The following is a 22,686-nucleotide window of genomic DNA, read 5'->3' as shown; positions in this document are numbered from 1 at the left end:
CCTCCAAAGACGGATTCAGGCGCGGCTGGCGCTCTTGACCTGCCTGGCCGCCTGAATGTCGTGCATGAAACGCTCGGCCGGAAGCGGATGGCCAAGCAGATAGCCCTGCAGGGAATCACAGCCCAGGCGGGTCAGGAACTGCTGTTGATTGCTGGTTTCCACCCCTTCGGCCACGATCCGCAGGCCCAGCGCCCGACCTAGCGCGACGATCGCCGACACGATGGCGGCATCGTCGCTGTCCTGCTCCAGGTCACGGACGAAACCGCGGTCGATCTTCAACTCGTTGGCCGGCAGCCGCTTGAGGTACATGAGGCTCGAATAACCCGTGCCGAAATCGTCGATGGACAGATCGACACCCATGTCCGAAAGCTGCTGCAGCACGTTCATGCTGGCGTCGGCGTCGCTCATCGCCGTGGTTTCGGTGATTTCCAGGGTCAGGTTGGCCGCGTCGAGCCCGTGCCGATCCAGGGTGCTGGCCACCCCGCGGACCAGGCCGGCATGGCCGAACTGCAGGGCGGAAAGATTGACCGCGATGCGCCAGTGCCCGAAGCCCTGGTCGACCCACTCGCGCATCTGCCGACAGGCCTCGTCGAGCACCCAGCTGCCAATGTCGATGATCAGCCCGGTTTTCTCCGCAAGGTCGATGAAGGCGGCAGGCGCCAGCAGGCCCATTCGCGGGTGCTGCCAACGCAGCAGCGCTTCGGCGCCGATCGGCTCGCCGCTGCGGGCACCGAACTTGGGCTGGTAGAACAGACGCAACTGCTGCTCGGTGACTGCCATGCGCAGTTCCTGCAGCAGCTGCAGTTGCTTGCGGGCATTGGTGTTCATCGAGCTTTCGAAAAAGCTGTAGCCGTTCTTGCCGATGCTCTTGGCGTGGTACATGGCCGCGTCGGCATTCATCAGCAACTCGTTCTGATCGGCGCCGTTGCCTGGGTACAGGGCAATACCGATGCTCGCTGAAATCTGCAATGTGTGCCCTGCCACCTCGAAAGACTGGCCGATGAGATGCACCTGCTGCGCGGCGATACCCTTGGCATAGGCCGGCTCTTCCAGGCTGACGAGCAGGACGAACTCGTCGCCGCCGATCCGCGCCAGGGTGTCCTGGCCATGCAGACCGCCGCGCAGACGCGAGCCCACGGCACGCAGCAACTGGTCGCCCATGTGATGGCCGAAGGCGTCGTTGACGGGCTTGAAGCCATCCAGATCGATGAACATCACCGCCAGGTAGCCGCCGACGGCATCGACCTGGCTGATCGCCTGGCCAATGCGGTCGGCCAGCAGTATGCGGTTGGGCAACCCGGTCAGGTTGTCGTGCAGGGCCAGTTGCGTCAGTTCCTGGTTGGCCAGGGTCAGGGAGTTGGCCAGCGCCGAGGTACGCGACTCCATGCGCGCATCCAGTACCGACGTCAACAGGGTCATGCCCAGCACCGCCAGGGTGGTCACCAGCACCAGGTAGTCGAGGCCGTCGCCGGTCAAGCCGTTCAGGGCCCCGCCGCAGACGCTGCCCGCCGGGAATTCGGCGGCAGCCATGCCGGTGTAGTGCATGCCGACGATGGCGATGCCCATTACCACCGAGGCTCCGGCACGGGCCACGCGTACATTAGGGCGGTTGCGGCGCAGGCGGAAGGCAATCCACAACGCGGCACCGGAAGCCCCTGCGGCAATCGCCAGCGACGCAACGAACAGCACAGGGTCGTAGACGATGCCTGGCTGCATCTGCAGCGCCGCCATGCCGGTGTAGTGCATGCTGCTGATACCGGCGCCCATGATCAGTGCGCCGACGGCCAGTTGCGGCCCCGGCAGCTGCGGCTGGCTGACCAGCCACAGGGCAAAGCCGGAACTGAGCACGGCAATGAGCAGCGAAGCTGCCGTGAGGCTGAGGTCGTAGCCCAACTGGATCGGCAGTTCGAAAGCGAGCATGCCGATGAAATGCATCGACCACACGCCGATGCCCATGGCCAGCGCCCCGCCGCTCATCCACAGGTACACAGCCCGGCCCTGCGCCGTGGCAATACGCCCGACCAGATCAAGCGCGGTGTACGACGCCAGGATGGCAACACACAGCGATACGACGACAAGAGCGGAAGAATAAGTACCAATTAGCATCGATATCTCGACAAGGCCGTGCGGGGTTTCAAAGGGTGACGTGACTCTGCGCAGCCATCCTGTAGCAGCCGCGCAAGCCGCGTCACGAACGCCATGGTGAATCCGACGAAAGGCGCCCACCGTTGACCCGGCTTGCGCCGCTGCCAGGGACGTGCGCGTGGCAAACCCGCTATTGTGCCGGTTCCTGCCAGCCGCCGCCCAGCGCCGCGATCAACTGTACGCTGGCGACCAGCCGGCTTTGCATCAACGTCAATACGCTGCGTTCGTTGCTCAACGCCGTGGCCTGCACGTTGACCACATCAAGATAGCCAATAAGGCCGGCTTTGTATTGGTTGGATGTCAGTCGCAACGACTCCCGCGCAGCCTGCAGCGCCTCGTTGCGCACCGAGGCTTCCTCGTCGAAGACTTTCAACTGGCTCATGTAGTCTTCCACTTCGCGAAAGCCATCGAGCACCGTCTGCCGATACTGCGCGACGGTCTGGTCATAGGCCGCCTCGCTGCGGTCCACTTCGGCCGCACGCTGCCCACCGTCGAACAGGGTCATCGCCAACTGCGGGCCGACCGACCAGAAGCGATTGGGCAACGATACCCAGTTGCTGAAACTGCTGCTGCTGTAGCCGCCCGCCAGACTCAGGGTCAGGTCGGGAAAATAGGCCGTCTTGGCCACGCCTATTTCGGCATTGGCGGCCATCACCGAGCGCTCGGCGGCGGCGATGTCGGGACGGCGCTCAAGCAGTTGCGACGGCAGCGCCAGAGGAATGGCCGGCAACGACGGAATGTCGGTACTGCCGGCCAGGCTGAATTCCGAAGGTGCCATGCCGATCAGCACTGCGATGGCGTTCTCCAACTGCGCCCGCTGCCAGACCAGATCGATCAGGTCGGCCTGGGTCGATTTCAGCTGGGTTTGCGCGAGGAACACCGCATCCTTGCCGGAAATGCCCGCGCGGTACTGATTCTGGGTCAGGTCGAGGGAGCGCTGATACGCCTGGACGGTCGCCTCTAGCAAACGCTTTTGCTCATCGATCACGCGCAACTGCAGGTAGTTCTGTACCAGCTCCGACTGCAGGCTCAGGCGCATCGCCGCCAGATCCGCCAGGCTGGCCTGGGCGCTGGCGCGGTCGGCTTCCAGCCCGCGGCGCAGTTTGCCCCAGATGTCAGCTTCCCAGCTCACGCCCAGCTGCGTGTTGTAGGTGTCGCGGATACCACTGCTGGATTGGCTCAGGCTCGAACCGCTGCTGCCGGTGCCCTGGCTGGAGCGGGTCTTGCCGGCGCTCAGATCGACGGTGGGAAACAGCGCGCCGCGGGTGCTGCGGACCAGCGCCTGGGCCTGCCGGTATTGCGCTTCGTACTGGGCAACGGTCTGGTTGGAACGGTTGAGCCTGACCACCAGCGCATCGAGTTGGCGATCACCGTACAGTTCCCACCAGGCGCCACGCGCCAGGGCATCGCTGGGATTGGCCTGGCGCCAGCCATCGGCCTGTTTGAATGCCACCGGCGTGGCGATGGTCGGGCGTTGGTAGTCCGGGCCCAGGGTGCAGGCACCCAGCATCAGGCTGCACAGCGCCACACTGGCAAGGCGCGAGACGCGCGGAAAAACGGAATCGGTCATAGCGGAGTGTCCAGAGCGGCATCGGTACGCACGCCGCGCCACGCGTTGAAGCGGTGGCGCAGGCGGTCCAGATAGAGGTAGACCACCGGAGTGGTGTAAAGCGTGAGGATCTGGCTGAACACCAGGCCGCCGATGATGGTCAGGCCCAGCGGCCGGCGCATCTCGGCACCGGCGGCGGTGCTGAACATCAATGGCAGTGCGCCGAGAATGGCCGCCATGGTCGTCATCAGGATGGGGCGCAGGCGCAGCAGGCACGCGCGGCGGATCGACTCGGCCGGGCCCAGCCCTTCGTTGCGCTCGAGCTGCAGCGCCAGGTCGATCATCATGATGGCGTTCTTCTTCACCACGCCGATCAACAGAAACAGGCCCAGCAGCGAGATCAGGCTGAACTGGCCACCGGTGAGGTAGATGCTCAAAAGCGCGCCCACCCCCGCCGAGGGCAAGGTCGACAAGATGGTCAGCGGATGGATGTAGCTTTCGTACAGAATGCCGAGCACCAGATAGACCGCGACCAGCGCGCCGAGAATCATGAACGGCTGGCTCTTCTGCGCCGCCGCGAAGGCATCGCCGGTGCCGGCGACCTTGACGATGATGTCTTCGGGCAGGCCGACTCGCACCAGCGCCCGCTCGATCAACGGCGTGGCGACGTCGAGGGTCACCCCGTTGACCAGGTCGAAGGAGATGCTTTCCGAGGCGAACTGCCCTTCATGGCTGACGCTGTCGTCGGCCAGGCTGTTTTCGTAGTGGGCGATGCTCGACAGGGGTACGCGCTTGTTGTCCATGGTGATCACCTGCACCTGCTCCAGGGTGATCGGGTCCTGGGCGTACCTGGGGTTGATTTCCATCACCACCTTGTACTGGTTGAGGCTGTCGTAGATGGTGGAAATCTGCCGCTGGCTGTAGGCGTTGTTGAGCACCGAGGTCACAGTACTCATGTCGATGCCCAGGCGCTTGGCCTTGTCGCGGTCGACGATCAGCGTCACCTGCGCGGCGCCACGCCCTTCGCGCGCATCGATGGCGGTCAGTTCCGGCAGTGCGCGGAAGGCCGCGACGATTTTCGGGTACCAGGTGCGCAAGGCCGACAGATCGCCGCTCTGGATGATGTACGAATACTGCGAGGTGCTCTGCTCGCGTGCGCCGCCGAACTGCAGGTCCTGGTCGGCCATCAGCATCAGGCGGCCGCCGGGCACCTTGGGCAGTTCCTTGCGTAGCCGTTCGATGACCTGCTGCGCGTTGATCTTGCGCACTTCGATCGGCTTCAGGCGGACCAGAATGGTCGCGTTGTTGCTGCCGTTGTTGCCGCCAATGAAACCGGCCACGCTGTCGACCGCAGGGTCGGCGAGCAGCGCGCGGCGATAGGTTTCCATCTTCGGCTGCATGACCGAGAACGACAGGCCGTCGTCGCCACGCACGAAGCCGATCAATTGGCCGGTGTCCTGTTGCGGCATGAAGGTCTTGGGCACCACCACGTAAAGTGCCACGTTGCCGATAATGGTCAGCAACAGGCTGAGCAGGGTCAGCCGACGATGACGCAAGACCCAGCCAAGGCTGCGGTCGTAGCCAGCGACCATGCGCTGATTGATGCGGTTGCTCAGGCGCTGCAAGCGGTTGTCGTGCTCGGGCCGATGCGGCTTCAACCAGCGCGCGCAAAGCATCGGGGTCAGGGTCAGGGAAACGAACAGCGAAACCACGATGGCCACGGCCAGGGTGATGGAGAATTCGCGGAACAGGCTCTCGATGATGCCACCGATGAACAGGATCGAGAGGAACACCGCCACCAGCGAGACGTTCATCGACAGCAGGGTGAAGCCCACTTCCTGCGTGCCCAGGTAGGCGGCGCGCAGCGGCGGCACGCCGTCGTCGATGTGCCGGGAAATATTCTCGAGCACCACGATGGCGTCATCCACCACCAGCCCGGTCGCCAGGATCAGCGCCATCAACGACAGGTTGTTCAGCGAGAAACCCCACAGGTACATGATCGCGAACGTGCCGACCAGCGACACCGGAACGGCCAGGGTGGGAATCAGCGAGGCGCGGAAATTGCCCAGGAACAGGAACACCACCAACACCACCAGCACCACGGCGATGAGCAGGGTCATCTCGGCCTCGTGCAGGGTGGCGGTGATCACCGGCGAGCGGTCCATGGCGATGTTCAATTCGACACTTTCGGGCAACAGCGCTTCCAGGGCCGGCAGCTGTTCCTTGATCTGGCTGACGGTCTGGATGATGTTGGCGCCAGCCTGACGGTTGATCACCAGCAGCACGGCCGAGTTGTCGTTGTAGAAGCCGCTGTTGTAGCGATCTTCCACACCGTCGGTGACCTTGGCCACATCGCTCAGGCGCAGCACCGAGCCGTCCTGGTAGCGAATGATCAGTGGCTTGTAGTCGTCGGCCTTGTCCAACTGGTCGTTGGCCTGCACCTGCCACTGGCGCTCGCCGTCCTCGACGAAACCGATGGGCCGGCGCACGTTGGTGCCGTCGATGGCCGTGCGCACGTCATCGAGCGAGACGTTGTACTGGTTGAGCAACTGCGGTTCGAGCTCGATGCGCACTGCGGGCAGCGAGCTGCCGCCGATCTGCACCTCCCCTACCCCGGGCACCTGGGACAGGCTCTGCGACAGGATGGTCGAGGCCAGGTCATAGAGCTTGCCCTTCTCCAGCACATTGGAGGTCAGCGACAGGACCATGACCGGGGCTTGCGAGGGGTTGATCTTCTTGTAGGTCGGCATGCTGCGCATACCGCTGGGCAACAGGTTGCGCGAAGCGTTGATCGCCGCCTGCACTTCACGGGCCGCGCCGTTGATGTCGCGGTCGAGGTCGAACTGCAGAATGACCCGCGTCGAGCCCTGGCTTGAGCGGCTGCTCATGGTGGTCACGCCCGGAATCGCCCCGAACGAGCGTTCCAAGGGCGTGGCCACGGTCGAGGCCATGACCTCGGGGCTGGCACCGGACAGGTTGGCGGAAACCACGATCACCGGAAAGTCCATGCTCGGCAGAGGCGACACTGGCAGCAGGCTGAAGCTGACCCCGCCGAGCAGCATGATCGCCACGCTCATCAGAAAGGTCGCCACCGGGCGGCGGATGAAAGGTCCGGACAGGTTCATGATTCAGCCTGTTCCACGGCGGCCGGCTGGCGTCCCCAGCGCCGCCCCAGGCGGTCGAAGTACAGGTAGATGACCGGGGTGGTGAACAGGGTCAGCACCTGGCTCACCAACAGCCCGCCGACCATCACCAGACCCAGCGGCTGACGCAGTTCCGCACCCGAGCCACTGGCGAGCATCAGCGGTACCGCGCCGAACAGCGCGGCCATGGTGGTCATCAGGATCGGCCGGAAACGCAGCAGCGCGGCCTGGTAGATTGCGGTTTCCGGGTCCAGACCCTGATTGCGCTCGGCCTCCAGGGCGAAGTCGATCATCATGATCGCGTTTTTCTTGACGATGCCTATCAGCAGGATGATGCCGATGATGGCGATCATGCCCAGGTCGTTGCCGCTGATGAGCAATGCCAGCAGGGCCCCCACCGCCGCCGAGGGCAGCGTCGACAGAATGGTGATGGGGTGGATGTAGCTCTCGTAGAGCACACCCAGCACGATGTACATGGTGACGATGGCCGCCAGCACCAGCAGCAAGGTGCTCTGCAGCGACGCCTGGAAGGCCTCCGCCGCACCCTGGAACTGGGTCTGCACACCCAACGGCATGCCGATGTCGCGCTGCACCTGTTCAATCACGTCGACCGCCTTGCCCAGGGCCACGCCCTCGGCCAGATTGAACGACATCATCACCGCCGGAAACTGACCGATGTGCGCGATTGCCAGTTGCGCCTGGCGCTGTTCGATGTGCGCCAGGCTCGACAGGCGCACCTGGGTGCCGCTGGTCGCCGTGGTGTCGCTGTCGGCGGTCTGGTTGGTGGTACCGGTGCCGTTGACACTGGCCTTGACGTAGATCTGCTCCAGCGCCTGCGGTCCCAGGGTGCTGGCATCGGTGGCTTGCAGCACCACGCGGTATTGGCTGGACTGGGTATAGATGGTGGAAATCTGCCGTTGGCCGAAGGCGTCGTACAGCGCATCGGTGATATCGGCGACGTCCACTCCGACCCGCTTGGCAGCATCGCGGTCGATCACCAGGTACACCTGCAGGCCTTTGTCCTGCAGGTCGCTGGCGACATCGGTGAGCTCGGGTCGCTGCTTCAGGGCGTCCACCAGGCGTGCGCTCCAGGTGGCGAGCAGGTCGGCATCCGGAGACGACAGGCTGAACTGGTATTGGGTGCGGCTGACCCGGTCTTCGATGGTCAGGTCCTGCACGGGTTGCATGAACAGGCGCATGCCCAGCAGCTTGTCGACCTCCGGTTGCAGGCGCGCAATGATCTGGCTGGCCGTGAGGTCGCGCTCGCCGTGGGGCTTGAGGTTGATCAGCAGCCGGCCACTGTTGAGCGTGGCGTTGTCGCCGTCCACGCCGATGTACGAAGACAGGCTGGAGACGGCTGGATCCTGCAGAATGATCTTGGCCAGAGCTTGCTGCCGCTCGCTCATGGCCTTGAAGGAAATGGATTGCGGGGCCTCGGAAATGCCCTGGATGACCCCGGTATCCTGCACCGGGAAAAAACCCTTGGGGACCACCAGGTACAGCAGCACCGTCAGGCCCAGGGTGGCAACCGCCACCAGCAGGGTCAGCGGCTGGTGGCGCAGCACCCAGCGCAGACCGCCGGCGTAGCGCGCGATCAGCCAGTCGATCCAGGCGCCGCTGGCCTTGTAGAAGCGGCCCTGCTCCTCTTCCTTCGGCTCGCGCTTGAGCAGGCGCGCGCACATCATCGGCGTCAGGGTCAGCGAGACCACCAGAGAAATGAGGATGGCTACCGCCAGGGTGATGGCGAACTCGCGGAACAGGCGCCCGACCACGTCGGCCATGAACAGCAACGGGATCAGCACCGCGATCAACGAGAACGTCAGCGACAGCAGGGTGAAGCTGATCTGCCGCGCGCCCTTGAGCGCAGCCTGCATCGGTGTTTCGCCTTCTTCGATGTGGCGCGAGATGTTTTCCAGCATGACGATGGCGTCGTCGACCACGAAGCCGGTGGCCACGGTCAGCGCCATCAGGGTCAGGTTGTTGATCGAGAACCCGGCCAGGTACATCACGCCGAAGGTGCCCACCAGCGACAGCGGCACGGCGATGGACGGAATCAGGGTGGCGCTGAATCGACGCAGGAACAGGAAGGTGACCATCACCACCAGGGCAATGGCGATGAGCAGTTCGTGCTGCACGTCGGTGACCGAGGCGCGGATGGTCTGGGTGCGGTCGGTCAGCACCGTGACGTCGAGCCCGGCCGGCATGGTGTCGGTGATGGTCGGCAGCAGTGCCTTGATCCGGTCGACCACGTCGATGACGTTGGCGCCCGGCTGGCGCTGGATGTTGAGCAGTACCGCCTGGTTCTGATTGGCCCAGGCAGCCAGCCGCTCGTTCTCGGCGCCGTCGACGATCTGCGCGACGTCACGCAGGCGCAGCGGCCCGCCATTGTTGTACGCCAGGATCAGATTGGCGTATTCCTCGGGGGAGCGCAGCTGGTCGTTGGCGTCGAGCATCGATACCCGCGTGGGCCCATCGAAGTTGCCCTTGGGCTGGTTGACGTTGGAGGCGCCGATCAGGGTGCGCACGTCGGACAGGTTCAGGCCGTTGGCCGCCAGGGCTTCAGGGTTGACCTTGATGCGCACCGCCTGGCGCTGCCCTCCAGCGATGCTGACCATGCCCACGCCGCTGATCTGAGCGATCTTCTGCGCCATGCGGGTGTCGACCAGATCGTTGAGCTTGGGCAGCGGCATGGTCTTGGAGCTGATGGCTATGGTCAGCACCGGGGTGTCGGCCGGGTTGACCTTGTTGTACACCGGCGGCGCGGGCAGATCGGACGGCAACAGGTTGCTCGCCGCATTGATCGCCGCCTGCACCTGCTGCTCGGCGACGTCCATGTTGATTTCCAGGCTGAAGCGCAGGGTCAGCACCGACGCGCCGCCCGAGCTGGTCGAGGCCATCTGGGTCAGGCCGGGCATCTGCCCGAACTGGCGTTCGAGGGGGGCGGTGACCGCACTGGTCATCACCTGCGGGCTGGCGCCGGGATAGAGCGTCATGACCCGAATCGTCGGGTAGTCGACCTGCGGCAGCGCCGACACCGGCAGCAAGCGATACGCAAGCACACCCGCCAGAACGATGGCGAGCATGGTCAGCGTCGTTGCGACAGGCCGCAGGATGAACAGCCGCGAGATATTCATGCGCCGGTCTTGCCCGTCGTTCCAGGCACAGCGGCCCCGTCCTGCCCCTGCAGGTGTTGCCCAGGCGAGGTCGGCACCTTGGCGCTGTCATCGACCACTTCGACACGGCTGCCGTCGCGCAGGCGGTCGGTGCCTTCGAGCACCACCCGGTCGCCTTGCGCCAGGCCCTGTTCCACTACGGTATTGCTGCCATCGGTGGCGCCTACCTTGAGCTGGCGAATCTTGACCTTGTCGTTGCCATCCATGGCGTAGACGAAGGTGCCGTCGACGCCATACTGAACGGCCGCCGAGGGCACCAGCACCACGCCCTTGAGGGTATCGGACAGCAGCCGCACGTTGACGAACTGGTTGGGGAACAGGGCTTCGTCCTGGTTCTCGAAGCGCGCCTTGAACTTCAGCGTGCCGGTGGTGGTGTCGATCTGGTTGTCCAGGCTGCCAAGCACACCGGTGGCCTGTTTGCGCGTGTCGCCTCGGTCCCAGGCCTCAACTGCCAGTTTCGCGCCGCTGCGATAGCGCGCCAGCACCGGGGTGAGCTGGCTTTCAGGCAAGGTGAAGGCCACCGTGATCGGCTGCACCTGAGTGATCACCACCAGCGCATTGGTGTCGTTGGCGGCCACCAGGTTGCCGATGTCCAGCTGGCGCAAGCCCAGACGGCCGGCAATGGGCGCGCGGATGCGGGTGAAGTCGAGGTTGAGCTTGGCGTCGTTGACCGCAGCCTGGTTGGTCTGGATGGTGCCCTGATATTGGCCCACCAGTGCCTGCTGGGTATCCAGGGTCTGGCGGGCGATGCTGTCTTCGGCGAACAGGCCCTTGTAACGCTGCAGGTCGATCTGCGCGTTCTTCAGCTGTGCCTGGTTCTGCGCCAGCGTGCCCTGGGCTTGCTGCAGGGCGATTTCATAGCTGCGCGGGTCGATTTCGGCCAGCAGGTCCCCGGCCTTGACTCGCTGCCCTTCCTGGAAGTTGACCTTGATCAATTCGCCTGCGACACGGCTGCGCACATTCACGGTATTGGTCGCTGTCACCGTACCCAGGGCCTTGTAATACACCGGGAAGTCGCCGGTGATCACCTCGGCGACACGCACCGGAGTGGGCTCGGCAGAGCCGCCGAAGCCGGGCCGCGGGGCACCTGCATTGCGCCCGGCGGCGGGCGCCGAGGCCGCGTCGTTCTGGGAATTCTTGGTGGCTGGCCAGAACCACCAGCACAACACGGCGACAACCACCACCATCAACAGGCCGAACAGCCAGCGACGCGATTTACGGGGACCTGGGGACTGCATTGAATGATCGACCATTGTGCGGGTGGGCTTCTACTTTGAGGAGGCTGAACGATAAGGAGTCGGGATGCATAAGCAAAGCGCCTTTACGGGCAATTTACCTTGGCAGGGAATAACACGCACTGTAGCAGCGGCGCGAGCCGCATCGTGGCTTACGCGCAAGCGGCAGACACTTCGCGGTGCTGCCGGACGCGGCTGCGCCGCTGCTACAGGAGCGCGGTGTCGCCGGACGCGGCTTGCGCCGCTGCTACGGGAGCGTGGTGCTGCCGGACGCGGCTTGCGCCGCTGCTACATGAGCGCGGTGTCGCCGGACGCGGCTTGCGCCGCTGCTACGGGAGCGCGGTGTCGCCGGGCGCGGCTTGCGCCGCTGCTACGGGAGCGCCACAACCTTTGTAGCAGCGGCGCGAGCCGCGTCCGGGGTCACTGCGGGCTGTCAGATACTGCGACGGATCACTTCAGGACAGCGAGGGCGGCCTCGTAATTGGGCTCTTGGCCGATTTCGGGGACCAGCTCGCTGTGCAGCACCTTGTCGTTCTCGTCGAGTACCACGACTGCACGCGCGGTCAGCCCCTTCAGGGCACCGTCGGCAATGTCGACGCCATAGGCGTGATGAAAATCATGGGCGCGGAAAGTCGACAGGTTCTGGACGTTTTCCAGGCCTTCGGCGCCGCAGAAACGGGCCTGGGCGAACGGCAGATCGGCGGAGATGCAGAGGATGGCCGTATTGGCCACGTCGTTGGCCTGGGCATTGAACTTGCGCACGGAAGTGGCGCAAGTCGGGGTATCGATGCTTGGGAAAATGTTCAGCACCTTGCGCTTGCCGGCCAGGCTTTGCAGCGACACCTCGGCCAGGCCACCGCCGACCAGGGTGAACGCCGGCGCCTGGGCACCGACCTGGGGAAGCTCGCCACTGACGTTGATCGCGTTGCCTTTGTGCGTCACTTGAGCCATGAGCCTTGTCCTTTTTCGGGATTGAGAAAGGGCAAAGTTAACCATGAAAAGTGACGCACGGCCTATGCGTAGATTGAAAATAAGTGTTCCAGCCACACAGACGCCCTGGCACTCTTGAAACGAGGCTCAACCGGCTCTGGCACGGGCATGGACAGTGGTGGCAGGTTGCGGCTTTTCCAGTTCCAGAACGAGCCGTGCCCGTTCGACAGCGCTGACCACTCGTTGGAAGGGAATATCCGCCTTGAAGAGCTCGACCTCATCGGTCTGCTCGTTCAACAGCTTGATACACAGCGATTCATCGTCGATCACTGTGCACACGCATTTGCGTGGCAAAAACGCCAGTTCGACAATATTGCGCAGCTCCAGCGCGCTGAGTCCGGGGGGAAGCATGGTCTATCTCCTGTAGAGCCTGTGATCGGCGTCCTACCCGCGGCGGACTAGGCCTCGGGACTACAGAACAGTTTCGTTCCAAGAGATATATACCCGCGCTCGAACAGGTGCAACGAGAGTTTGCGGCTCAGCGAAAAATCAGCACAACCCACTGAAATCAATAGAAATAAAATACTTGTACAGAAATTTCAAAGAAGCGTTTCAGCACCGTGAAAGCCCTACAACGCTTGCAGTCGACGGCGCCGCGCTGCTCAGTCGCGCGGCTTGGGAATCAGCCCCTGAAGCTGCTGGGCGAAGAAATCGGCATCCAGCACATTGGACTCCGCTTCCTTGGTGCCACGTTCCTTGCGCCAGTACCAGGCACCATCCGCCGAGTCCTTGACGATGGAAATGCTGCCGTGACGATCCGAAGTCAGACCAGCGACGGCTATCACCATCGCCCCACCCTGCCCCATCACCTGCGGCACCAGTTCGACCCGGCGCTGGGCGAGAATGATTGCCAGCGATTCACTGATGAAAGGCGAGTGCTCGCTGGGGTAATTGCTGCTGGTGGCGACCCAGGGAGAACGTTCGATCGCCAGCAGTTGCCGATCGGTAAGGGGCGCCAGCCAGGTTTCGATTTGACCGAACAGTGCCTGGATGCTGGCTTGCCAGTGCTGGCACTGGTCCTTGAACGCCTGCTGCAGGCGTTGCTGGGCTGCGGCGTGTTCCTTGAGCATGTCAGCCAGTTGCTGTACTTCGTCCATCACGACCACCTCGGTGCGCGCCCGCCCTGGGCATGCCGCAAATCGGCGGCCGCAGGTCGGGCATCGAGGGTCAGTGTAACAGGCTTGCTCAGGCGCTCAGCGAATAGACCAGCGCCGAAATCGCCACCAGGCCTACCAGCGTCACGAATACGTTGGACACGTGCCCGGCGTACTTGCGCATGGCCGGCACACGCCGGATCGCGTACATCGGCATGAGGAACAGCAGCGCGGCAATGACCGGCCCGCCGAAGCTTTCGATCATGCGCACGATGTTCGGATTGAGCGTGGCCACGAGCCAACAGACCAACAACATGAACAGTGCGGTGAAACGATCCAGGGCCTTGGCATTGGGCCGACGGCCGGATTTCAGAACCAGGCCCTTGATGCCTTCGCTGGCACCGATGTAGTGGCCCAGGAACGATTTGGCGATAGCCACGATCGCAATCAGCGGTGCGGCGAACGCGATCACCGGATTGCTGAAGTGGTTGGCCAGATAGGACAGGATCGACAGGTTCTGCGCCTTGGCTTCGGCAAGCTGCTCAGGCGACAGGGTCAGCACGCAACTGAACACGAAGAACAGCACCAGCACCACCATCAAGCCATGGGCGCGCGCCAGGATCTGGCTGCTGCGCTGGTCGGCGTGCTCGCCGTAGCGACGCTTCTGGTCCACGGCGAAGGCCGAGATGATCGGCGAATGGTTGAAGGAAAACACCATCACCGGGATCGCCAGCCACAGGGTATGGATCAGCGCACCGGGTGTGGGCAGGTCCCCGGCGGTCGCCAAGATGCCACCATTCCAGTGCGGAATCAGGTACAGCGCGAGCAACACCAGCGCGACGATGAACGGATAGACCATCAGGCTCATCGCCTTGACGATGAACTGTTCGCCGCAGCGCACCACGATCAACAGACCGAGAATCAGTACCAGCGCCAGCACCGCCCGTGGCGGCGTATCCATGTGCAACTGATGCTCCATGAAACTGCCGACGGTGTTGGTCAGGCCCACGCTGTAGATCAGCAGGATCGGAAAGATGGCGAAGAAGTACAGCAGCGTTATCAACGCCCCCGCCTTGAGGCCGAAGTGCTCCTCCACGACATCGGTGATGTCCGTGCCGGCGCGGCCGGAAAGCACGAAGCGGGTCAGGCCCTGATGCGCGTAGTAGGTCATCGGGAACGCCAGCACGGCCAGGATGACCAGCGGCCAGAAACCACCCAGGCCGGCGTTGATCGGCAGGAACAAGGTGCCGGCGCCGATCGCAGTGCCGAACAGGCCGAGCATCCAGGTGGTGTCGTGGCGGCTCCAGGGGGTCAGGGCGGCGGGCGCCTGGGCGTAGCGTGGGTCGAGGCTGTTGGCCTGCTCGTTCATCCGGTCGAATCTCCGCTTGCCTGTGTTCAACTGATGGCCGGAAGCGGGAAAAACGTGCAGCTGGCAGCGCCCCGGCCTTGAAAAGGGGCGTGATTGTCCAAGATTGTGCAAGGAAAGCAAAGGGTTACTCGAGCAACGGTCCGTCGGTGCACGGCCATCCGGCACGACAATGGCGCGCTTAGGTCGAGGTTGCCAGCCATTTCTCCGGTACGAGGCTCTGCACCAGCCAGGTCGCGGTAGTGTCCGCGGGCATGGGCCTGGCGAAGTAATAGCCCTGGACATAGCGACAACCCAGCAATGCCAGCGCCTGCGCCTCCTCGCGGGTTTCCACCCCTTCGAAGATGCAATCCAGGTCCATGTCCTGGGTCAAGGCCAGCAGCGATTTGACGATCTTGTAGCTGGCCGGTTTCTCGTGCAGGCGGGCGACGAAACTGCGGTCCACCTTAAGCTTGGTCAGGGCCAGCGCGTGCAGATGGCTCAGGCTCGAATAGCCGGTACCGAAGTCGTCGAGCGAAATACCGCAGCCCAGGCCCCGCAGGGATGCGATTGCTTCCTGAACCAGGTCCAGATCCTGCAGGGTCGCCGTTTCGGTGATTTCCAGGTCGACTCGGCTGGGGTCGAACGGGCCGTTGGCCAGGAGTTTGACGATGGCCTGCACGGCTTCGGGGGAGCCGCAGTCGTGGGCCGACAGGTTGAAGGACAAACGGATCGGCGCCGGCCAGGTGCATGCACCCTGCAGGGCCTTGGCCAACAGTGGCAGGGTCAGACGATTGATCATGCCGCTGCGCTCGGCGACCGGAATGAACTGGCCGGGCGGCACAGGCCCCAGCTCCACGCTCTGCCACCGAGCCAAGGCTTCGAACGCCACGGTGGCGCCGGTCTGCAACTCGACGATGGGCTGGAAGGCGACGCTGAACTCGCGATCCAGATCGGCACGACGCAGCGCCTGCTCGGTGAGGATCGCGCTCTGCAACTGCTTCCTGTGCAGCGCCGAGAACAGCGACATGTGACCGACGACATGGCGCTTGCTGTGGTACAGCGCGTAGTCGGCGTACTCGAACAGCTCGTGCGCATCGGTGGCAAGGTCCGGGAAGGTCGCCAGGCCCATCGAAGCACCGACCTGGATTGGCACATCGACCAACAGGTAGGGCTTGCCCAGTTCGATGCAGATGCGTTCGGCAAAGGCTGCAATCTGCGCGTTGTCGCCGCAATCGGGCAGGATCAAGGCAAACTCGTCGCCACCCAGACGCGCAACGTGAACGCCGTCCGGCAGCAGCGCAGCGAGGCGCGTGCCGACCTCGGCCAACAGGCGGTCGCCGACACTGTGTCCGTACAGGTCGTTGACCGGCTTGAATCCGTCCAGATCGAGAATGCCCACGCCCAGTCTGTGCCCCTGCTCCCCTGCCTGGGCCAGACAGGTGTCCAGGCAGTTGAAGAACCAGCGGCGATTGGGTAGCCCGGTCAGGCTGTCCTTGTTGGCCAGCAGGAAGTTCTCGTCGCTCAGCGCTTCGCTGTGCGCCTGGGCGTTCACCAGGCCGGTGAAGTTGCGGTAGTTGTTCTGCAACACCACCAGCATGATGCCCGTGACCAGCATCACGTTGACGCTGGTGGCGATGAACGTCGGGTTATCGGTGGAGGCGAAAAAGGCAATGAAGGCTACGTTGACCACGGCGGCCGTCATCAGGGCGGCGGAGCGCAGGTGCATCAGGCAGAAAATGCAGCCGATCACCGTGATGGCCATGTAGAACGCCACATGGGCCTTGGCGTAGCTGTCGCCATAGGGAAACAGGGCCAGCGCCCACACGGTGAAACCGATGGCTACCACGCAACAGATACGGTTGGTCCGTGCCAGCGCCTGGGCGACTTCGACATCGTCTGGCTGGTGCTGCCAACCGCGGCGCCAGGCCAGCGCTCGTACCAGGCTGATGAGGGTCAGTACCAGCGGTATGTGCACGGTCATCCACACGGGCGAGCTGGCCATGTGGGTGAAGGCCAGCGCCCAGCTGTTGATGAGCAGGATGAAGTACATCAGGGGAATCTGCCTGGCCAGGGCCTGGTACTGGGCCGCCAGCAGACGCGAATTGCCTTGAGGTACGCTGCACAACCGTTTGATCAGCGCGAACAGGCCGGTGCAGGTGAAGCGTCTGGTCGTAGACATCATGTCCGAACGTATGGGTGTAATCAGAAGTTGTCGGCCGAACTCAGCTTTACTGTAGCCAACCGTGGGTCATCCAGGCAGTTTATTTGCGAGCGTCCGAATGTTCTGCTGAGGCTGCATCCGCTTTGCCACCCAGGTACCAGCCCACCGCTCCCCACAGCGCCGCGCAGGCAGCGCCCACCAGGGCGATCAGCAGCACGCCGTGTCCGAGCAGGTCGAGCAGGCTCTTCACCCAGCCACTGAAGGCATCGCCGCCGCGGTAGACCACCGTGTCGATGAAGTTCTTCGCCTTGTATTTGGTTTCGGCGTCCAATGGGGCGAAGAGCATTTCGCGACCGGGACGTACGAAGGCGTATTCGCCGATGCGGCGCACGATCATCAGCCCAGCCAGCATGGCGAAAGTGGGTGCCAGCGCCAGGCCGACGAAGCCCAGGCAGACCAGCGCCGGCACCAGCGCCAGCAAGGTCTTCACTCCCAGCCGTTGCGCCAGCCGGCCGGTGATGAACAACTGGGCGATGAGCGCACCGGCCTGGACCACGAAATCGATGATGCCGAATACCCGCACCTGTTCCTCGCGACCGGGGAAGCGTTCGGCGACCAGACGGGCCTGTTCGAAATACAGAAAGGTGCTGACCGTGGCCAACAGCACGACGAAGGCGCAAATGCCCAGCAGGTAGCGCGATTGCAGCACACGCGTCAGCCCACTGAACGGGTTGCCGGCCACCGGCTTGCGCGGGCTTTCGGCGTGCGCGGCACCCGGCCGCCCTGCCCCGTGCTCGGCACGCCAGCTCATCAATCGGTGTTTCAGCAAGATCGCGACGCCAAGCAATGCTGCCGCCAGTATCGACAACCCGCTGGCGCCGATGACGCCGACCAGCAGCGCGCTCGTGGCCGGCCCCGCCAGGCCGCCGACGCTGGCTCCAGCGGCGATGAACGCGAACAGGCGCTTGGCCTGGGCGCCATCGAACACATCGGCCATCAAGCTCCATGCCACCGAGATGACGAACAGGTTATAGACCGAGATCCATACGTAGAAGACTCGCGCCAGCCAGATGCCCTGCTCGGCAGCAGCGAAGGCGGCGGCGAACAGCAACAGGTTGCCGCCGAAGAATCCGTATACCCAGTCGATGTAGTGAAGCCTGGGCACCCTGGAGTTGAGCCAGCCGAACAGCGGCACGGCCACCAGCATGGCGACGAAGGTGGCCGTGAACAACCATTGCAGGTTTTCCACACCGCCCTGGATGCCCATGGATTCGCGGATCGGCCGCAGCATGAAATAGCCGCAGAACAGGCAGAAAAACAACGCGAACGCGGCCAGCGCTGCCCGCCCTTCATCGGGTCGGGCATTGATCGCCTGACGCAGACGCGCACTGACGCTGATCATAGGTAGCGCACCTCAGGCGAATTCGGCGGCGATGCGTTGCAACTGGCCGGCATCGGGCAGGCGGCCCTGGCCGGCCAACAGGTTGTCGAGGACATAGCGCGGCTGCGAGGTGGCTGGAATCACCGTGGTGACCGCAGGGTTGGCCAGCACGAACTTGAGCATCAACTGGGCCCATGAACTGGCATCCAGCTCGGCCGCAGCCCACTCGGGAAGAGCGCGGCCTTTGACCTTGGCGAACAGCCGGCCAGCTTCGAACGTGCGGTTGATCAAGGTGGCTATGCCGTGATCGGCGCAGTACGGCAACAGGGTACGCTCGGCGTTGCGCGCGCCTATCGAGTAGTTGACCTGGACGAAATCGACCGGCTCTTTCTTCAGCACGGCCAGCAGCTCGTCGTGAGCCGATCCCACGTAATGCGTCACGCCTATGTAGCGAATACGGCCTTGGGCCTTGAGTTCACGCAGCAATGCCAACTGGGTACGGGTGTCCTGCAGGTTATGAACCTGGATGAGGTCGATCCTGTCGGTCTGCAGGGCCTTGAAGCTGGCTTCGATCTGGCGCATGCCGGCCTCGCGTCCGGTCGCAGATACCTTGCTTGCGAGAAACACCTTGTCGCGCGCGCCGGCCTGGTTCACCAGGTCGCCGGTCACCTGCTCGGCGCGACCATAGCTGGGCGCCGTGTCGATCACCCTGGCGCCACCGTCGACGAAGGCCCTGAGCACATCGCGCAGCGGCGCCATGTCTGCCGAAGCGGGGTCGACGTTGAATGTCTGCGAGGTACCCAGGCCGATAGCCGGAAGCTGTTCCCCGGAGGCGGGAATCTTGCGCTGCAACAAGGGTTGTGCGGCGAATGCCAGGGGTGACATGAGCGAGCCCCAGCTGGCGGCTGCGCTCAACATGGCAGTGTACTGAACGAATTGGCGGCGGGTCGGCATGGAGTAGCCCCTCAGGGTTTTCACGCGAGTCGGGAAGACATTTCCCACGAAGATGGCAGACCCCAGTATGGCCAAGCACACAGGACTCGGGGCGCCATCCATGACGAATGAAACATCAGGACAACAAATTTTCGACCGCGCGATTGCATTACAGCAGGCTCAAACGACACGCCCCCGGGCAATGTAATTGCGCCGGGGGCGTTTTTTGTCATGCAACTGCTGGATGAATCAGTGCATGAACAGCGCGATCAAGATGATGATCGGGATAGGCACACCGAGGAAAAACAAGAGAATCGAGCGCATGGCATTACTCCTTGATCAGCGAATCGAAGTGGGTGTGTGAGTGCGGGTGCGGTCGCGTTCATGCCAGACCACGGCATCCCGGCTGCGGCCACCGAAGGTCGCCGCGAAGCTGGCGAAGAACGCGCCGCAGAGCAAGGCGACGAACGTCCACAGCGCCGTGGCGGCAGCAACCTTCTTGGCGGTATCGGCGGCCTGGCGGGCGGCCATTTCAGCGTCTTCGACCGACTTCAACGCCTGACCGTAGACCTGATCGACGCGCTGCTCGGCCTGAGCCTGGGTCAAGTTGGTACGCTGGCTGACCAGTTGCGCCAAGTAGGCGCGGTCTTCACCGGCGAGCTGACCGTCGTTGCTCACAGTCCGGGCGAAAATACGGGTCACCACGGCATGGGCTGCGTCATCGCTGACCGCTACCGGGCGGTTGTCGCGAAACAGCATGTCGACGAAGTAGCCGTACGGGTCGCTGGCGTTGTCATTCGCGGAACTGCCCGCTGCCACGGCGGCACCGGAGGCAACGCTGGCACCGGCCTGCACGCCGCCGCCGATCGCACTGCCGACCGAACCCAACACCAGCATCGCAGTGACCAGCGAGGCCACTGCCCACGCCAGGAAGCCGTGCGCGGTATCGCGGAAGTACACTTCGTCGCCGTGCATGTTGGCCCACTTCACCCGCAGGCGGCCGGCCAGATAACCGCCCATTCCGGAAGCGACGATTTGCGTGAATGTCAGCCAGATTACTGTGGAGACGCCCAGGGTCGTTGCGCTGACCCCTTTGTCGGCCCAAGGCGATATGGCTGAAAATCCGAGGCCGAAGCCCAGCACGACCAGGATCATCGACAAGGCGGCGGCACCCGCTGCGCCGGCGAAAATCGCGGCCCAGGATACACCGGAGTGATTGGAACTGTCCGTCGAAGCGGACAGCGCGGCAGGAGGAAGGTGGTCAGCAGGGGTCATCATTATTGTCGTGCTCCTAGCAGGTTCAACGTGTGTGATCGCTCACGTAATGCTTGCGGGGAGAACAATGCACCACGCGTGCCACGCCACTTAAAAACAATAACTTTTTAAATCATTAGGTTACGATGCAAACCTAGACGCAGGCTCATGCAATATGCCCGAACCGTCAATGACTGACCGGGCTTTCTGCATTGTTTGGAAACGTAAATAGAGTTGACTACAACTCAGTCGTAGTTTTCTGCTGCGCAGGATAGAACTCACCTTCCATGTACTGCTTTTCCAGAGCAGTCCGCAGCCTGGCCTCTACCGCCGCAACGGCGGAATTATCGGCAACGTCAGGAATGACCAGCCACAGACGCTGCAGATTCTGCTCATGGGTGCCTTCGCTGAGCATGTCGTGGCTGACAGCCGGCCTTCCACGCCAGAAACACAGAGTGTCGAGCTCGCTTTCAGCACTGAATGTGCATGCCGGGCCCGCCAGCCAGATCTCACTAACGGTGCGCAAGTTGGTTTGTTCGATGTCGTGATGCTGGATTCTAAGTGGCATTGCATTACCCATTGCGCAGGAGCGATACGGCTTGGAACCCATCGCGCATGCCCAAGTTCTACCGGGAATGCCATTGTCGAGAATGCCCCTGTCGGGCCAGACCCCGCTCGTTGAAAAGAAATGGAACATGAAAAACCTGATCACCGCCCTGGCGCTGGGCGCGTCGCTGGCCCATGCCAGCGACGCCAACCCGCTGGTTGCCGAACGTTGGCAGAGTCGTCCACTGATCGTCATTGCGCCTGATGCACGCGATGCCACCCTGGTCGACCTGCGCACCGCGCTGGCCAAGCCGGTCAACCGCGAGGCGTTCGTCGAACGTGAAATGGTGCTCTACGAAATCGTCGGCGGCCGGGCCAGCCGCAATGGCCAGCCGTTGAGCAATGAGGCCAGCGCGGCGCTGCTCAAGGCGCTCAGGCACCCGGCCGATGCCCAGGCCCGGGTCTTGCTGGTGGGCAAGGACGGCGGCATCAAGGTCGACCAGCCGGGGCCTGTCGATCCGCAGGCTTTGTTCAGCACCATCGACCGCATGCCGATGCGCCAGGGCGAGTGAATCGACGATTCAGATGCCTTCGCGGGCGATGTCCATGGCGAAGTAAGTGAAGATCAGGTCGGCGCCGGCGCGCTTGATCGCGCCTAGGCTCTCGCGCACGATACGCTGCTCGTCCACCGCGCCTGCCTGGCCGGCAAACTTGATCATCGCGTATTCGCCACTGACCTGGTACGCAGCCAGCGGCAGGCGCGACGCCTCGCGGATATCGCGAATGATGTCGAGGTAGGCCCCTGCAGGCTTGACCATCAAGGCGTCCGCGCCCTCCTGCTCGTCGAGCAGCGATTCGCGCACGGCTTCACGACGGTTCATGGGGTTCATCTGGTACGTCTTGCGATCACCCTTGAGGGCCGTGCCACCGGCTTCGCGGAACGGGCCGTAGAACGACGACGCGAATTTGGTCGAATAGGCCATGATCGACGTGTCGAAGAAACCGGCTTCGTCCAGCGCAGCACGGATCGCCTGCACCTGGCCGTCCATGGCCGCCGACGGTGAAATGAAATCGGCACCGGCGCGGGCCGCAACCACGGCCTGCTTGCCGAGGTTGATCAAGGTGGCGTCGTTGTCGACATGGTCACCGTGCAGAACCCCGCAATGGCCATGGGAGGTGTACTCGCAGAAACAGGTGTCGGCCATGACCACCATCTCGGGAGCGGTGTCCTTGCAGATACGGGCAATGCGCGCCACCAGACCGTTTTCGTTCCAGGTGTCGCTGCCATCGGCATCGAGGTGGTGAGACACACCGAACGTCATCACCGATTTGATGCCGGCACGCGCGTAGCGCTCGATCTCGCCCGCAAGCTTCGACTCGGGAATGCGCATGACTCCCGGCATGCTGTTGATGGGCACGAAGTCGTCTATCTCTTCTTCGACGAAAATCGGCAGCACCAGGTCGCCAAGATTGAATTCGGCTTCCTGGAACAGATCGCGGAAAGAAGCGTTGCGGCGCAGGCGGCGCGGCCTGGCGGAAGGAAACTGGCTGGGCATCATGGATTCCACTGATAAGGGCGTACGGCATCGAGCGGGCAAGCTTAGGCCGGGAGACGGGCGCCGGGCAAACCGGATTTCGATAAAGCTGAGTTGCACGGCAGGTAACAATTGGTTGGAGTGCAGAGGGTAGCCTTGCAACGCAACTTACCCGGCCGCTCAAGGGTCAACCCTGACG

The 22,686-nt window shown here is 63.3% G+C and carries 16 protein-coding genes; 1 reads left to right on the top strand and 15 read right to left on the bottom strand.

Going from position 1 to position 22,686, the window contains the following annotated elements:
- Nucleotides 1-15: 15 nt before the first annotated feature.
- From H7993_RS02035 to H7993_RS01970, 14 genes are all read right to left on the bottom strand, one after another.
- A complete protein-coding gene (locus tag H7993_RS02035; RefSeq protein WP_185793261.1) occupies nt 16-2,106 on the bottom strand; it encodes a putative bifunctional diguanylate cyclase/phosphodiesterase in 2,091 nt (696 codons plus the stop codon).
- Between the two features lie 169 nt (nt 2,107-2,275).
- Nucleotides 2,276-3,715, bottom strand: a complete 1,440-nt coding sequence (locus tag H7993_RS02030) for an efflux transporter outer membrane subunit (protein ID WP_122477882.1) — start codon at nt 3,713-3,715, stop codon at nt 2,276-2,278.
- Entirely contained in the window at nt 3,712-6,819 is a 3,108-nt protein-coding gene (locus H7993_RS02025) for an efflux RND transporter permease subunit (RefSeq protein ID WP_185793260.1), read from the bottom strand. Before H7993_RS02025 ends, H7993_RS02030 begins: the two co-directional genes overlap by 4 nt.
- The gene (locus H7993_RS02020) at nt 6,816-9,971 is read right to left on the bottom strand and encodes an MdtB/MuxB family multidrug efflux RND transporter permease subunit (RefSeq protein WP_185793259.1); all 3,156 of its coding nucleotides are present in this window, start codon (nt 9,969-9,971) and stop codon (nt 6,816-6,818) included. The genes H7993_RS02025 and H7993_RS02020 overlap by 4 nt, the downstream gene beginning before the upstream one ends.
- Nucleotides 9,968-11,263, bottom strand: a complete 1,296-nt coding sequence (locus tag H7993_RS02015; RefSeq protein WP_185793258.1) for an MdtA/MuxA family multidrug efflux RND transporter periplasmic adaptor subunit — start codon at nt 11,261-11,263, stop codon at nt 9,968-9,970. Before H7993_RS02015 ends, H7993_RS02020 begins: the two co-directional genes overlap by 4 nt.
- A gap of 432 nt (nt 11,264-11,695) precedes the next feature.
- A complete protein-coding gene (tpx, locus tag H7993_RS02010; protein WP_185793257.1) occupies nt 11,696-12,196 on the bottom strand; it encodes a thiol peroxidase in 501 nt (166 codons plus the stop codon).
- A 126-nt stretch (nt 12,197-12,322) separates the two neighbouring features.
- The gene (locus H7993_RS02005) at nt 12,323-12,586 is read right to left on the bottom strand and encodes a DUF1652 domain-containing protein (protein ID WP_185793256.1); all 264 of its coding nucleotides are present in this window, start codon (nt 12,584-12,586) and stop codon (nt 12,323-12,325) included.
- A 251-nt stretch (nt 12,587-12,837) separates the two neighbouring features.
- A complete protein-coding gene (locus tag H7993_RS02000) occupies nt 12,838-13,332 on the bottom strand; it encodes a hypothetical protein (protein WP_122477871.1) in 495 nt (164 codons plus the stop codon).
- A gap of 88 nt (nt 13,333-13,420) precedes the next feature.
- Nucleotides 13,421-14,698, bottom strand: a complete 1,278-nt coding sequence (locus H7993_RS01995; protein ID WP_185793255.1) for a serine/threonine transporter — start codon at nt 14,696-14,698, stop codon at nt 13,421-13,423.
- 178 nt (nt 14,699-14,876) lie between these two features.
- The gene (locus H7993_RS01990; RefSeq protein WP_185793254.1) at nt 14,877-16,856 is read right to left on the bottom strand and encodes a putative bifunctional diguanylate cyclase/phosphodiesterase; all 1,980 of its coding nucleotides are present in this window, start codon (nt 16,854-16,856) and stop codon (nt 14,877-14,879) included.
- Nucleotides 16,857-16,938: 82 nt separating this feature from the next.
- Entirely contained in the window at nt 16,939-18,240 is a 1,302-nt protein-coding gene (locus tag H7993_RS01985) for an NTP/NDP exchange transporter (RefSeq protein WP_185793253.1), read from the bottom strand.
- Between the two features lie 12 nt (nt 18,241-18,252).
- Nucleotides 18,253-19,173, bottom strand: coding sequence for an aldo/keto reductase (locus H7993_RS01980; protein ID WP_185793252.1), 921 nt, complete (start codon nt 19,171-19,173; stop codon nt 18,253-18,255).
- A 318-nt stretch (nt 19,174-19,491) separates the two neighbouring features.
- Entirely contained in the window at nt 19,492-20,430 is a 939-nt protein-coding gene (locus tag H7993_RS01975; RefSeq protein WP_185793251.1) for a hypothetical protein, read from the bottom strand.
- Nucleotides 20,431-20,644: 214 nt separating this feature from the next.
- Complete coding sequence (locus H7993_RS01970; RefSeq protein WP_185794152.1) at nt 20,645-20,974, bottom strand: hypothetical protein; 330 nt, start codon at nt 20,972-20,974, stop codon at nt 20,645-20,647.
- 127 nt (nt 20,975-21,101) lie between these two features.
- Here H7993_RS01970 and H7993_RS01965 point away from each other — a divergent pair, with 127 nt between their 5' ends.
- Nucleotides 21,102-21,524 (top strand): DUF4174 domain-containing protein, encoded by a 423-nt coding sequence (locus H7993_RS01965; protein WP_185793250.1) that lies wholly within the window; start codon nt 21,102-21,104, stop codon nt 21,522-21,524.
- Between the two features lie 9 nt (nt 21,525-21,533).
- Here H7993_RS01965 and hemB read toward each other — a convergent pair whose 3' ends face one another.
- Nucleotides 21,534-22,508, bottom strand: a complete 975-nt coding sequence (gene hemB / locus H7993_RS01960) for a porphobilinogen synthase (protein ID WP_185793249.1) — start codon at nt 22,506-22,508, stop codon at nt 21,534-21,536.
- Nucleotides 22,509-22,686 lie beyond the last annotated feature (178 nt).

The sequence above is a fragment of the Pseudomonas baltica genome (assembly GCF_014235765.1).
In the GTDB taxonomy this organism is placed as follows: domain Bacteria; phylum Pseudomonadota; class Gammaproteobacteria; order Pseudomonadales; family Pseudomonadaceae; genus Aquipseudomonas; species Aquipseudomonas baltica.
This window is presented reverse-complemented; position numbering and strand designations above follow the sequence as displayed.